The sequence below is a fragment of the Bacillus sp. JJ1122 genome (assembly GCF_036964885.1).
In the GTDB taxonomy this organism is placed as follows: Bacteria; Bacillota; Bacilli; order Bacillales; family Cytobacillaceae; genus Mesobacillus.
Map to the genome: position 1 here is coordinate 4,799 of NZ_JBALQL010000009.1, position 13,662 is coordinate 18,460.

Here is a 13,662-nt window from a genome sequence, read left to right on the forward strand (position 1 = left end):
GGAGCCGCAGCTAGACATGCGACTCGAGGGGCTAGGCGCTGAAGCTGGACATACTAAGGGTTAAATTAATGATTTCTATTAAAATTTTGGGAAGGAAGCAAGAAACTTCCCCCACTTGAATTACTTCTGCATGCCCAGAGCGGCTAATAATTGCTGGATTTGGACTTCTTGTTCTTCTAAGAACGTTTTAAAATCATCACTGTTTTTATAGTCGAAATCCCATCCCTGAGTCTCTACTTCCTTCTTCCATTCAGGAGAATCAACAAGCTGCTTGATTGCCTTATCCCAATAAGCTTTTGCTTCTTTAGACATTTTTTCAGGGCCGAAAACACCGCGCCAAATAGTAAACTCCGCATCGACACCCTGTTCTTTTGCGGTTGGAATATCTTTAAAATCACCAGATAGACGCTCATTCGAAGTAACAGCCAGCACTCTTACCTTACCTGCTTTTAAAAATTCCTTAACACTGGAGGCATCCGTGCCGATTACATCCGCGTTACCGCCAAGCAAAGCAGTAATCGCTTCACCACCGCCATCATAAGAAACATATTTTACTTTTGTTGGATCGACTCCATATTTAAAAGCTGGAAGGATGGAGATCAAGTGATCCATTGACCCTGGCGCAGAGCCTCCAGCAAATGTTAGTTTACTAGGATCTTTCTTAACTTCCTCCAAGACTGACTTTAAATCAGTAAATTTAGAATCCTCTTTTACAACAATGGCACCATAATCTTTTGTTAATTGAGCCAGAGGCGTTGTATTTTTAACTCCATAAGGACTATTTCCTTCTTTTTTCAAATTGTTGATGATAATCGGAGGCGAATTGACAAAGAGCATATCGTTATTTTCCGCTTGCGCAGTAGCATATTCAGCCATAAACACAGCCCCGCCGCCACCAGGCTTGTTCTCAACTGTCAAAGGCTGCTCTACAATCTTTGTTTCACTAAGTACCTTTGTAAATGAACGAGCCGTTAAATCCCATCCTCCTCCAGCTCCAGATGGTGCCACGACTGAAATTGCCTTGGTCGGATACCCTGTGTTTTCTTCCTTACCTTCAGAGCTAGATGTCCCTTGACTGCTGCAAGCACCAAGGCTAATTGCCAGTGCTCCTGCACACATTACTGCTGAAAATTTCTTCATAAAAACCATTTCAATTCCTCCTTGTAAGCGTTTTCTTAATTTTACAAAGTTTTTGAATTTTTAATAGATTATCTATTTAAACAGCATTAAAAACTTATTAAACGTTTTGTTCATTTTGTTCACGTAAAGGAAATAACACGAATGGAAAGACATATTCGGAGACAGATCGAAGGAAGTAAGATTCTAAAAATACTAAAAATTTTCAATTGACTTGTATCAATCAAAAATATATAGTGAGTTTTATTAACTTCTTAAGAGGAATGCTTAAGGGGGTTTAACAGTTTCAAAGATTTCTTAGATTGTTAGCTTTTGGAACTCCCCTCGAGATTAATACAACTAGAACAGGAGCAATTTTTGATGCAGAAAAAAATATCATTTTCTACCTATGGTGTCATTGGAACAATGCTTTTCGGAATGTACTTTGGTGCGGGGAATCTGATTTTCCCGATCCAGCTTGGCCAACTTGCCGGAACAAACTTTTGGCATGCCTTAATAGGCTTTTTAGTTACAGCAATCGGCCTTCCATTTTTGGGAATTTTAGCGATTGGGCTTTCCGGCAGCAATGGACTTCGGGATTTAGCCAGCCGGGTTCATCCGCTCTTCGGTGTAGTTTTTTCCATGGCTCTATACCTGACAATCGGACCCTTTTTCGCGATTCCGCGTACAGCTACGGTACCGTTTGTCGTCGGATTTGAACCATACATTAATCCGGGGCAGGCCAGCTTATGGCTCGGAATCTTCAGTTTCGTATTTTTTGCCATTGTTTACTTTTTTTCACTTCATCCTGCAAAGGTCATGGATTATATCGGAAAATATTTAACACCGGCTTTTCTTATCTTTTTATTTGTATTAATTTTAACTTCCATCTTCAAGCCAATGGGGAACTTTGGAGAACCTTCCGGAGACTATACTAATTTAGCTTTTATTACTGGTTTCAAAGAGGGTTATAATACAATGGATGCCCTGGCATCACTGGCATTCGGGATTGTTGTCATCAATGCTATTAAGGGACAGGGAATCACAAAAACGAAGGATATAGCTAATGCCACCTTGAAATCGGGTATTTTTGCGATGGCATTAATGATGCTGATCTACGGACTTATTACGTACATGGGAGCATCAAGTATAAACGCTATAGGCACCTTTGATAATGGCGGACAGATTTTTGCCGCTGTTGCCCAACATTATTTTGGATCTTTCGGCGCCATCTTACTGGCAATCATCATTGTCCTCGCCTGCCTTAAAACAAGCATTGGACTTATTACAGCTTGCAGTGAATTTTTCAATAATCTATTTCCTAAAGTCAGTTACAAAATGTTTGTACTGGTACTGTGCATCGTTTCATTCACAATCGCAAACTTCGGATTAAACAATATCATCCAATTTGCCGTGCCGGTATTAATGTTCCTGTATCCTTTAGCAATTGTCCTTATCCTGCTAACTTTATTATCACCATTATTCGGCCATAAACAAAGTGTATACGCAGCTTCCATGCTGCTTACATTCTTTGTAAGCTTTTTTGATGGCTACAGCGCATTAACCGCTAGCCTGCCAAATCTGACATCCTCATTTTTCAATTCTGTTAAAGCATTCTATATGGATTACCTGCCCCTTTATGAAATTGGTCTCGGCTGGATCATCCCAGCTTTAATTGGAGCAGCCATCGGCTATATTTGGCCAAAGAATGATTTGAGTATGAGACAATACCAAAAAGAACTGTAGGGTTTTCCCTGCAGTTCTTTTTAATAGGTTGTTTTCAAATACACTGTTGCTTTAAATAAATACTCTTCATAATATTGATCAAGTTTATAGGTGTTTAGAATGGATTTTCACACTAAAAAAGGATACTCTAATAAAATCATATGTAACATGAAATAATTGATATTGGAAGGGATTTAATAATGATTGCAAAGACGGAAGAAGATTTTAACGGATTAAAAGAAATTGGGAAAATCGTGTCCTTGATTCGAGAGGAATTAGTACAAAAAACAGTGCCAGGTATTACAACAAAGGAACTTGATGAAATTGCCGGCCGCCTGTTTGAAGAGCATGGAGCGATTTCTGCTCCGAAGGGAGAATATAATTTCCCTGGATATACTTGTATAAGTGTTAATGAAGAGGTAGCACATGGCATTCCAGGCAGCCGTGTGATCAAAGAAGGCGATATTGTAAATATTGACGTTTCAGGCTCGAAGAATGGTTATTTTGCCGACACTGGAATTTCTTTTGTAGTAGGAGAAGGCAATCCTCTTTTAACTAAATTATGCAATACTGCTGTCGAAGCATTTGAAGCTGGTCTAAAAAAAGCGAAGCCAGGTTCCAAGAAAAGCGGACTGGGAAAGGCCGTTATTGCGACTGCCAGAAAAAACGGACTAACCGTAATAAAGAACCTTACTGGACATGGGATTGGCCGTACAATCCATGAGGCTCCAGATCACATTTATAATTACAATGAGCCTTGGGATGATGAACTTTTAAAAGAAGGAATGGTAATCGCATTCGAACCATTCATCTCAAATCGCGAAGAAGAAGTTTTTCAAAACGAGGGCGATGAATGGACATATGTAACAGAAAACAGCTTTGTAGCACAATGTGAACATACAATCATCCTTACTAAAAATGGACCGATTATCATCACCTTATAACTATTAAAATGATTTCCCTTTAAAAGAGGATTCTAACTTGAGGACTAAAAAGCTGGCTGCTTCGCGAAAAGGAGGGCCGGCCTTTTAGTCCTCCCGCTTTATTGCGAAACATTCATTAGCTCATTAGAAGTGAAGGCTGTTTTTCTAAAAGATTTTGTTTTGATAGCAAAACAATAATAGAACACGGTTCTGAGAACAACTCAATGAGGAAAAAGCTAATCGAGTTGTTATGAGAAGAGGTCTGAGAACAACTTGAAGGGAAAAAAGGCAGGAAATTGAGTCTTTCACCATTCTTACACTCGGAAGCGAGCATCCTTACGTTCCAGTGTCTACTCAAAAAGCAACAATGTAACGAAAACGGCTAAAGTAAAAAATGTCATTAATTATCTGTAATTCCAACTTCCATTTAAAATTCAATATTGGTAAAATGAGACTTACACATGTCTAATTTTGTAAAAAATTGATAACCAGTGATACTTTCCCCCTTGAGGTCTATGTTATGGAACTTAAAAAAGAAATACTTTTATTAAAAATTGAATACTACCGTGAAGAACTTATCAAGACTGGGAAGAATCAAGGTTTTGACCATTCCGAAACAATTCGTTTGAGCCAGAATTTAGATAAACTTATTGTAAAATATCAAAAATTATTAAATTAAGGGGTATTTACTGCATCAATGTTGAAAACATCTCTGTTTGAATGTGTTCTTTATAAATTTGATTTGTGCACTTTAATAAACCTTCTAAAAGTCTGCTAATTTTTCTCTCAAGTAAATTTCCCCTGCCCCAATATTTCATTTCTCCTCTGTTAGATAGTAAATCATCGTTAATATGAGAAAATCCTCTTATTCTAAAACCCTTCTCCCTCAGCAATCTTGGTCCCTTCACTACTCTCAACAGAAATCTTCAAAGAAGGATATTAATTTTCCCATTTATCATTATTTTTTCTTATTTGAAACAAAATAAGAAAAAAAGATAAGGAAAATATAAAAATGCATCTTGCCTTAGCACTAATAAGCATTCTTGCTCTATGGCTCAGTGGCGATTATAAAAAGTGGAAGTTTTTTTATCCCACAATGCAATATATTGCATTAGGAAATCTTACATATAACTTTCTATGTGCATCACATTGGTTATGGCAGCTTTCTCCAGATATTAAATGGCTTAATCATTCCTTATTAGAAATGTCTTATACTTTCATCACATTTCCAATCACCACTTTAATGTTCTTAGCTAGGTATCCAGAAGGTCAAGGGTTTCGAAGAATCTTACGCCATTACCTGTTTTGGATTGTTTTATATGCAGGCGTCGAAATCATCCTCTTAATGAGAGGGAACATTATATATAAATATGGCTGGAGTCTTGGATGGTCCATCCTATTCGACTGTATCATGTTTTCTTTTTTAAGACTGCACCATAAAAAGCCATTACTAACATTAATAATTAGTGTTCCTATGGCAATTTTTTGGATTTTGTACTTTGATATACCCGTATCTGTTCCTATTGAGAAAAGATAATACTATTTGGCAAACGTCGGGTGAAACTTTTTTCTTAAGATTAAATGTTAGATTTTCTGACAAACACCACCGATTTTTATATGTTTTTTGATATAATTTACGGCATATTAGATATTAGACATATGGGGGAGAAAATATTTTGATCAGGCATATCCAAGAAAAGGATTTACAAGATATTTTAAATATATATAACGATGCAATTCTCAACTCAACTGCAGTATACTCTTATCATCCTCAAACTCTTGAAAACAGGCAAATATGGTATAAGCAAAAAATGGATGAAGGTTATCCGATCATAGTATGTGAAATGGATAATAAAGTAGTTGGCTTTGCCACTTTTGGCCCCTTTAGAGCTTGGCCAGCTTACAAATATACAATTGAGCATTCTATTTATGTGGACAACAATTACAGAAAAAAGGGAATTGGAACTTCTTTAATGAAAGAATTAATAGCAATTGCCAATGAAAGAGAATATATGACTTTAATTGCTGGAATCGATGCATCAAATGAGAAAAGTATTGCAATGCATAAGAATTTCGGTTTTGTTCATTCCGGTACAATAGAAAATGCAGGATTTAAATTCAATAGATGGCTTGATTTAGCTTTTTATCAATTGAATCTTAATGGTCCTAAAAATCCTGTGGAAGAATAATGGCATTGCTGCACCATTAGTTTGTCATTTGCAAATATCAATCATTTTTTTGAAAAAAGTGTCCCAAAAAGAATATCTTTTGGGACACTATTTATAAAAACAAAAGAACTGCCTTTTCAGGTTAAATCCACAATGACATCACCCCTAAAGAGATGCTTAAATAATACACGTCAATTTTCAAATTAAATTTTTTGATGGTCAGATTCTTGAACCTTGAAAGTCATCTTTGTAATAGATAAATATTTTTCGCCACTGTTTAGGACTGTTACAGGGAAGTTGGGATGATGGATGGCATCAGGTAATCCTTGGGTTTCCAAACATAGGCCCAGGTATTTCTGAGATTTCACCCTACGTATAGAAAATTCGTCATTTAATTGGGTTCCTGTGTATAGAACAACACAAGGCTGATTCGTTTCTATCACTAAAACCCGTCCACTCTCACTATCTTTAAGGATGATTTCCTCATTATTATTTTCTGAAAGCAAGAATGGGTGGTCATACCCATTTCCAGCAATTATGTTTTGCTGATGGTCTGACTTAATACCTTCATGAATCATCCTCCCATTCCGAAAGTCGAATGCTGTTCCAGCTGTTTCAAGCATGACACCTGTTGGAATCAAGTCTTCATTCAGTTCAATAAAGCGGTCACTCTTCAAAATTAAATGATGATCCTCAATACTTCTTTTCAAGTTACCGCTTAAATTAAAATAGGAATGGTTGGTTAAATTCAGAATCGTTCTCTTATCACTATCGCCTTCATACTTTAGTATCAATACATTGTCTTCATTGAGAGTATAGGAAACCTTCAGATGAACATTGCCTGGATAGCCATTTTCACCATCCTTACTATAATAGCTGTATTTAAGACTGATATCTTTTTCACTTTCTTTTACCTCAATATCCCATACCACTCGATCTAATCCGCACACACCCCCATGCAGATGGTTTTCTCCATTATTTCTCTCCAACTGATAGTACACTCCATCAAGTTCGAAATTTCCTTCCTTGATCCTGCCGGCATGTCTGCCTACTATCGCACCAAAATACGGAGAATCTTTTTCGTATTCCTCAAGCGTATCAAATCCAAGAACGATATTTTCTATGAATCCATTCCGATCAGGTACTGATAATTCAGTAATGATACAGCCATAATTGATAGCTGTCATTTTCATCCCATTATCATTCATAATCGTATGGGCTATGACTGGCTGCCCATGAATTTGTCCAAAGTCATGTTTAATAATGTTCAAGTCAGTCTCCCACTTTCTATAAGCTTTGGATAAATCGAAGAAATGCTTGCTGGCCTTCTTCGGTACGTTTAAAAACACCGGCATCCATCAACGCTTTTAGAAACTTCATTCCCACTTCCTTACGTAAAATATCAGTAACATTCTGATCAGTTAATTGTGAATTATAGCGCTCTTTCAGCTCATCAGCCCAGGATTGATGGTAGTCCTTCACCAAATCATTTCGTCCCAGTAAATATGCTTCTATTCCTTCAAGCTCTGACTTAAGACGGGCAGGTAAAACAGCGAGCCCCATGACCTCGATCAGTCCGATATTTTCCTTCTTTATATGGTGAACATCTTCATGCGGGTGAAAAATTCCCATCGGGTGTTCTTCATCTGTACGATTATTCCTGAGCACAAGATCAAGTTGAAACCTTTCATTTTTCAAGCGGGCAATTGGCGTAATCGTATTATGCCTGGTCTCTCCACTGTAGGCATGTATCCCTGCTTCTTCATCTGAATACACCTTCCATCTGGAAAGGATATGATCCGCTGCCATAGCAAGTTCATTTCGATTCTTACTCCTCAAGCGAATGACCGACATGGGCCATTTTATAGTAGATGCATCGATTTCCCCAAAGCCCTCAATACGGAAAACTATTTCATCAGCCGCTTTTGCCATGGCAAATTCATAGCTGCCTCCCTGGTAATGGTCATGACTGAGGATCGATCCTCCCACGATTGGTAGATCCGCATTGGAACCTATGAAATAATGAGGATACTTCTCTATGAATTCTAGCAGCCTTTGGAATGTTGCATGATTTATTTTCATATCGCGATGATCTTTTGAAATGATAATGCTGTGCTCGTTGTAATAGAGATAAGGAGAATACTGGAGAAACCATTGCTCTTCCATAAGTTCCAGCCTGATCATTCTGTGGTTTGATCTCGCTGGATAACCTATCCTGCCCGCATACCCTTCATTCTCCCTACAAAGAAGACACTTCGGGTATTCAACCGCCATCTTCTTCTGCATTCTTTCTAGTGCGATTTGTTTCGGATCCTTTTCAGGCTTAGATAAGTTGATGGTAATATCCAGCTCTCCAAACTGCGTGTCTATCGAGTAATTGATATTCTTCGCAATGCTTTTCATTTGAATATAGTTGCTGCACTTACTGATTTCATAGAAATAAGCTGTGGCAGCACTTGGGTCCCTCTTATATTTTCGATAAAATACTTCATTAATAGTAGAGGGCCGAGGCGTTAGCACATTCATAATCTTGCTTTCAAGAATGTCTTTGTTTACGTATCTCTCGTCAAAGAGTTTTTCCTTGAGTGCGTATTCCGAGAGGTGTTCTAAAATTACCGGGATGGAGTGGGATTTATCGGGTTTGACTTCAGGAGGAAAAGTTTTTAAGCATAGAATCTCCATAACCTGATTTCTGGCGTATATTTCATCTACTTCATTTATCAAATTGGCTTCAATGGCTCGATTAATAAGTGTCTGTATTGCTGAAAATATCTCCATTTTCTATCCCTCTAATCCCCATAGCCATTCGGATGGGATTGATGCCATGTCCATGCATCTTTGATGGTATCCTTAATTGAAGCCTTAGCTGGTTTCCAGCCAAGGTTGTTAGCTGCTTTTTCAGATGAAGCAATTAAGCTGGCTGGATCTCCCGCTCGCCGATTGACAATCACTTCAGGTATCGTGTGTCCTGTAACCGACCTTGCAGCGTCTATTATTTCTAATACTGAAAAACCCTGGCTGCTTCCTAAATTGAATATATCGCTTTTCCCTCCATCAAGAAGATACTTTAAGGCAAGGATATGCGCTGAAATAAGGTCCTGGACATGAATATAATCTCGGATGCAAGTTCCATCTGGTGTGTCGTAATCGTTACCGTAAATGGAGATATTCTCCCTTTGACCTGAGGCGACCTGAAGGATTAACGGGATTAAATGTGTTTCTGGTTGATGGTCCTCTCCGATCGTGCCAGAAGGTTCTGCCCCGGCCACGTTGAAATAACGTAAAGCGACAAACTTAAGGCCATGAGCTGCCTCACACCATTTCATCATTTTTTCCATCACTAATTTTGTTTCGCCATATGCATTGGATGGACTCGCCTCCCTGTCCTCAGTAATAGGCATTATGCTTTGTTCCCCATATATAGCTGCTGTTGAGGAAAAAACAATGTGCTTTACTTTAAATTCCTCCATTACTTCCAGTAAAACCTGTGTACCATAGACGTTATTATCAAAATACATCAACGGGCGTTCCATTGATTCGCCAACAAGTGAGTTTGCAGCAAAATGCATGACTCCATCAACCTTCACTTCATTGAATACCCGCCGCAAAAAGCCTCTGTCTCTAAGATCTCCCGCAAAAAACATAGCGTCTGGATGGAGCGATTTTAAGTGTCCTGTTTGCAAATTATCTATAACAGTAACCTCATACCCCTCTTCTAACAGCTGACGAACAGCGTGCGAGCCAATATAACCCGCTCCACCAAGTATAAGAATGTTCAAGTCGCATCGCCTCCATTCAATTTACAATTTCAACTTTGGGTTAAGAGACGGCAGCCTCCATTAAAAACATAGGTTATTTTCAATATTTCTAGAATCTTTATTATGCAGAATAGTAGATTCCAGGACTGCCACTTCTCAGTTTTAAAGATACTGATTGGTCTTTTTCAAATTTGTTTAATCTAAAGCCACCTCTTTTGCCCCGTCACCAATACTTGCTGCATAAATGGTTGGTTGATAACCGATTCGCTGTTGGTAGGTGTTCCCGACTGCTTGGATAAAATTATCCACTTCGTCCTTTTCCACTACAGCAATGGCGCATCCGCCAAAGCCAGCTCCAGTCATTCTTGCTCCTATAACACCTTTTTGTTTCCAGGCTGCTTCTACTAAGGTGTCTAGCTCGATTCCGGTTACTTCATAATCATCCCGTAAAGATATATGGGACTGATTCATAAGCTCGCCAAATTTCTTCAAGTCTCCATTTTTCAATGCATTCAGTGCGGATAATGTACGGCGGTTTTCATAAACAGCGTGTTTCGCTCTTCTTCTGATGGTTTCATTTTTAATCGCAGGCTTTGCTGCTTCAAATTCTTCCTCTGTCACTTCTCCTAAAGACTGAATATTAATTACCGCCTGCAATTGCAAAAGAGCATTTTCGCATTCACTTCGTCTTTCATTATATTTGGAATCCGCCAGTTCACGGTTTTTATTCGTATTCATAATCAATATACAATGTGTGGATAAATCAATAGGCGCATATTCATACTCTAGGCTTTGGCTGTCCAATAGAATTCCAAATCCTTCTTTCCCCATACCAATGGCAAACTGATCCATGATTCCCGAATTAACCCCGATAAAATCATTCTCGACTTTTTTTCCAAGCTTCACCATATCTAGCCTTACCATATTAAAGTCGAAAAGACCCTCCATCATGACACCTGTAACCATTTCAATTGAAGCGGAGGAAGATAATCCTGCTCTATTCGGGATATCCCCGCAGTAAATCACATCCATTCCTGAATCAATCGGATATCCAGCTTCTTTCATAAAACGAATCATTCCTTTAGGATAGTTCGCCCAGTCATGTTCTTTATGAAAAGAGAGGTCATCCAGCGTAAATTCAACAATACCTATATCAGGAAAATTCAACGAATACATTCGAAACATATCATCCTTACGTTTTCTTGCTAATGCATACGTACCGAGAGTAATGGAACAGGGAAAGCAATTTCCCCCATTATAGTCAGTGTGCTCCCCGATAAGATTGATCCTTCCCGGAGCAAAAAATAACCTGTTCGCTTCTTGCTGAAATTTCTCTTTGAACGTTGATAGTAGAATTTGATAATTCATATGACACACCTTCCTGCTTTATAAGTACCTATATACCTGTGTCTGAGTATTTAAAAAGAGGACCATAAATTTCTGGTCCTCCATGGTCATACATCCATAAATTATTGTTTTACATAGCGATCGTATGCCGATTGCTTTGCTTTTTTGATTTCATCGTTGCCCATTGATTTTAAAGTTTCCACATAAGTATCCCATTCTTTATCAATGTCTTTTTGTCCTGTGATAAATGCATCTCGCATCTCATCTTTATAAGTGGAAATGTCAGTAGAAGTATTTGCAACGATTTCATTTTCCTCAGGTGTCATCCAAAGAATTGGTTCAAACGCCATAGAGATATCAACATCACTCCAAGTTTCTCTAGCCTGTAAACCTAATTCATTCAAAGTTGCTTTAGTAGCCTCAACAGAAGTAGTTGTAATCCACGCAGAGTTTGTATACTTTGTAGCAGCTAAGCCTGGAACATTCTCTGGATCCTTCATTACCTTGTCAGTGAAGACTTTCTTGCCGCCATCTTCAGTAAAGGTATCCCCTTCAATGCCCCAGTTGAATAATGTTTCTCCTTCTTCAGTAAAACCATAGTCTAAATACTTCACAATTGCTTCTGGATTTTCAGCAGTCGATGAGATTGCTAAGCCATATGGCTGAGCGATACGCTTTGCCGTTGAATTTAGGGATGTCGGTTTACCATTGTACTCCAAATATGGAATCGGCTTGAACGTAAATCCATTTCCAGCATCTGTAGCGAGTTTCATAACCCGGCTGACAGAATCCGAGTTTTCAATCATACCGGCACTTTGACCATCAACAAGGTGTTTATCGTAGATATCACCTTCCCAGGTTAAGAAGTCCTTATCAATCAATCCTTCTTCGTATAACTTGTTGAACCACTTTAATGCTTCTTTATACTTATCAGTTGATGGTCCATATTCTACTTTGTCACCTTCTAAATACCAATCATCTGCTACACCAAATCCGTAAAACAGCTTATACATTTGGCTAGGATAACCAGTTAGACCAACGAACTTTTTATCGCCGCTAACCTTTTCTTCTTTCATCTTTTTTAACACTTGATACAGCTCATCATTAGTTTTCGGAACGTCCGCGCCAACTTTTTCTAACCAGTCTTCTCTTAACGCTAAGCCTTCACTTTGGTTCAAAAACTTATCGAGTGTAATCCAAGGCATATAGAACATTCTGCCTTCTGGATCAACCAGTTGTTTTTTCAAGTCCTTATTCCCCTCTATCAACTTATACAAGTTAGGGGCATTATCTTTTAGCAAAGGATAGATATCAATAATTCTTCCCGCATCATAATATTGAACAGCTCTTTCTGGGTTCCATCTGTACCAGATCGCGTCTTCCATTTCACCAGAAGTCATCATTAAATTGAACGATTCAGTTGCATCGCCAGTAGGATGGACATACTCGACATCTACTCCAGTCCTTTTCTCCATTTCCTGATAAGCAAGAACTTCATCGTAGCTTTTGCCTCCCCAAACTTCCACAGCACCAAGCCAAGTCCAAATACTGAAAGTAGACAGTTTTTCCTCCTGCCCCTTATCCTTACCCTTATCTTTTTCTTTAGGTCCTGATGTTTTATCGCTTTGGCATCCTACAATGGATAATGCAAGAATTACAGTGACAACCATACTCAATAATGCTTTCCACTTTTTCATCTGCACATTTCCCCCTCGAATTATCATGATTTAGCTGGTACTCTATTCTTTTAATGATCCAAGCATGACCCCCTTTACAAAATATTTTTGAATAAATGGATACACTAACAAGATTGGAATTGTACTTACAATAATCGTTGCATATTTCAGGTTTTTAGCTACCTGGTGGGTGACATTAGCGGAATTGCCGCCAAAATCAGCTACCCTTCCCTGAATCAAGATTTCTCTCAATATTAACTGGAGCGGATAGAGTTCTCTATTTTGCAGATAGATAGATGCAGAGAACCATGAGTTCCAATGCCCAACCGCATAGAATAAAACCATAACTGCCAGAATAGGTTTTGCTGTCGGTAAAATAACCCTGAACAAAATCTGAAAATCATTTGCTCCATCAATACGCGCTGATTCTTCTAAACTTACAGGCAAGCCCATAAAATAGGTTCTCATCATAATAAGATTCCACGCAGACATTGCTCCAGGAAGCAATAATGCCCAGATTGTGTTGTACAGTCCAAGGTTTTGGACAACCATAAAACTCGGGATTAAGCCTCCACTGAAGAACATGGTTAAAACAATCCCAAACATGATGATTTTTCTTCCCTTTAGCCACTTTCTGGACAGCCCATACGCTGCGAAGATCGTCAATATCATATTAATTGCCGTTCCAAGGATTACATAGAATATGGTATTTCTTAACCCAGTTAGGATCATTTCATTTTGGAAAACCGCTTTATAGGTCTCTAATGTGAAACCTTTTGGAAATAACATGAATGTCCCATGTTTAGCTATTTCAGATACGGAACTTAAGGAGGCTACAAAAATATAATAGAGTGGATAGAAGGTCGCGATCATCAGTAATGACAATAGTAAATATACAAATGCATCAAAAACCTTTTCTCCAAATGTTTTTTTATATCTCATTGATTAT

At 38.3% G+C, this 13,662-nt stretch carries 12 protein-coding genes; 5 read left to right on the forward strand and 7 right to left on the reverse strand.

All coding sequences use genetic code 11. The annotated features are described in order from the left end of the window. Nucleotides 1-120 precede the first annotated feature (120 nt). The gene (locus V7201_RS06420; protein WP_438825029.1) at nt 121-1,140 is read right to left on the reverse strand and encodes a Bug family tripartite tricarboxylate transporter substrate binding protein; all 1,020 of its coding nucleotides are present in this window, start codon (nt 1,138-1,140) and stop codon (nt 121-123) included. A gap of 357 nt (nt 1,141-1,497) precedes the next feature. Between V7201_RS06420 and brnQ the strand changes: the two genes are divergently transcribed. From brnQ to V7201_RS06440, 5 genes are all read left to right on the forward strand, one after another. Further along, nucleotides 1,498-2,862 carry a branched-chain amino acid transport system II carrier protein gene (gene brnQ, locus V7201_RS06425; RefSeq protein WP_335375964.1) on the forward strand — a complete coding sequence of 455 codons (1,365 nt, stop codon included), beginning with the start codon at nt 1,498-1,500 and terminating at the stop codon, nt 2,860-2,862. Nucleotides 2,863-3,041: 179 nt separating this feature from the next. Next, nucleotides 3,042-3,785, forward strand: coding sequence for a type I methionyl aminopeptidase (gene map, locus V7201_RS06430; protein ID WP_335375965.1), 744 nt, complete (start codon nt 3,042-3,044; stop codon nt 3,783-3,785). Between the two features lie 499 nt (nt 3,786-4,284). Then, entirely contained in the window at nt 4,285-4,443 is a 159-nt protein-coding gene (locus V7201_RS06435) for an aspartyl-phosphate phosphatase Spo0E family protein (protein ID WP_335375966.1), read from the forward strand. A gap of 333 nt (nt 4,444-4,776) precedes the next feature. Then, a complete protein-coding gene (locus V7201_RS23180) occupies nt 4,777-5,301 on the forward strand; it encodes a CBO0543 family protein (RefSeq protein ID WP_438825022.1) in 525 nt (174 codons plus the stop codon). A 139-nt stretch (nt 5,302-5,440) separates the two neighbouring features. Beyond that, nucleotides 5,441-5,953, forward strand: coding sequence for a GNAT family N-acetyltransferase (locus V7201_RS06440; protein ID WP_335375967.1), 513 nt, complete (start codon nt 5,441-5,443; stop codon nt 5,951-5,953). 182 nt (nt 5,954-6,135) lie between these two features. On the opposite strand, the gene V7201_RS06445 is transcribed toward V7201_RS06440, so the two are convergent. The 6 genes from V7201_RS06445 to V7201_RS06470 all read right to left on the reverse strand — a co-directional run bounded on the left by V7201_RS06445 (nt 6,136) and on the right by V7201_RS06470 (nt 13,655). Continuing rightward, nucleotides 6,136-7,203, reverse strand: coding sequence for an aldose epimerase family protein (locus V7201_RS06445; RefSeq protein ID WP_335375968.1), 1,068 nt, complete (start codon nt 7,201-7,203; stop codon nt 6,136-6,138). Nucleotides 7,204-7,219: 16 nt separating this feature from the next. Continuing rightward, nucleotides 7,220-8,710 (reverse strand): UDP-glucose--hexose-1-phosphate uridylyltransferase, encoded by a 1,491-nt coding sequence (gene galT, locus V7201_RS06450; RefSeq protein ID WP_335375969.1) that lies wholly within the window; start codon nt 8,708-8,710, stop codon nt 7,220-7,222. Nucleotides 8,711-8,721: 11 nt separating this feature from the next. Continuing rightward, a complete protein-coding gene (gene galE / locus V7201_RS06455; RefSeq protein WP_335375970.1) occupies nt 8,722-9,711 on the reverse strand; it encodes a UDP-glucose 4-epimerase GalE in 990 nt (329 codons plus the stop codon). Between the two features lie 174 nt (nt 9,712-9,885). Further along, complete coding sequence (locus tag V7201_RS06460; protein ID WP_335375971.1) at nt 9,886-11,058, reverse strand: galactokinase; 1,173 nt, start codon at nt 11,056-11,058, stop codon at nt 9,886-9,888. A 101-nt stretch (nt 11,059-11,159) separates the two neighbouring features. Continuing rightward, nucleotides 11,160-12,734 (reverse strand): extracellular solute-binding protein, encoded by a 1,575-nt coding sequence (locus tag V7201_RS06465; protein ID WP_335375972.1) that lies wholly within the window; start codon nt 12,732-12,734, stop codon nt 11,160-11,162. 42 nt (nt 12,735-12,776) lie between these two features. After that, complete coding sequence (locus V7201_RS06470; RefSeq protein ID WP_335375973.1) at nt 12,777-13,655, reverse strand: carbohydrate ABC transporter permease; 879 nt, start codon at nt 13,653-13,655, stop codon at nt 12,777-12,779. Nucleotides 13,656-13,662: the final 7 nt, after the last annotated feature.

Bases quoted from the DNA above. Each gene is read 5' to 3' on its own strand.
- V7201_RS06420 (WP_438825029.1), bottom strand. From the start codon at position 1,140: ATGAAGAAATTTTCAGCAGTAATGTGTGCAGGAGCACTGGCAATTAGC.
- brnQ (WP_335375964.1), top strand. From the start codon at position 1,498: ATGCAGAAAAAAATATCATTTTCTACCTATGGTGTCATTGGAACAATG.
- map (WP_335375965.1), top strand. From the start codon at position 3,042: ATGATTGCAAAGACGGAAGAAGATTTTAACGGATTAAAAGAAATTGGG.
- V7201_RS06435 (WP_335375966.1), top strand. From the start codon at position 4,285: ATGGAACTTAAAAAAGAAATACTTTTATTAAAAATTGAATACTACCGT.
- V7201_RS23180 (WP_438825022.1), top strand. From the start codon at position 4,777: ATGCATCTTGCCTTAGCACTAATAAGCATTCTTGCTCTATGGCTCAGT.
- galT (WP_335375969.1), bottom strand. From the start codon at position 8,710: ATGGAGATATTTTCAGCAATACAGACACTTATTAATCGAGCCATTGAA.
- V7201_RS06460 (WP_335375971.1), bottom strand. From the start codon at position 11,058: ATGAATTATCAAATTCTACTATCAACGTTCAAAGAGAAATTTCAGCAA.
- V7201_RS06465 (WP_335375972.1), bottom strand. From the start codon at position 12,734: ATGAAAAAGTGGAAAGCATTATTGAGTATGGTTGTCACTGTAATTCTT.
- V7201_RS06470 (WP_335375973.1), bottom strand. From the start codon at position 13,655: ATGAGATATAAAAAAACATTTGGAGAAAAGGTTTTTGATGCATTTGTA.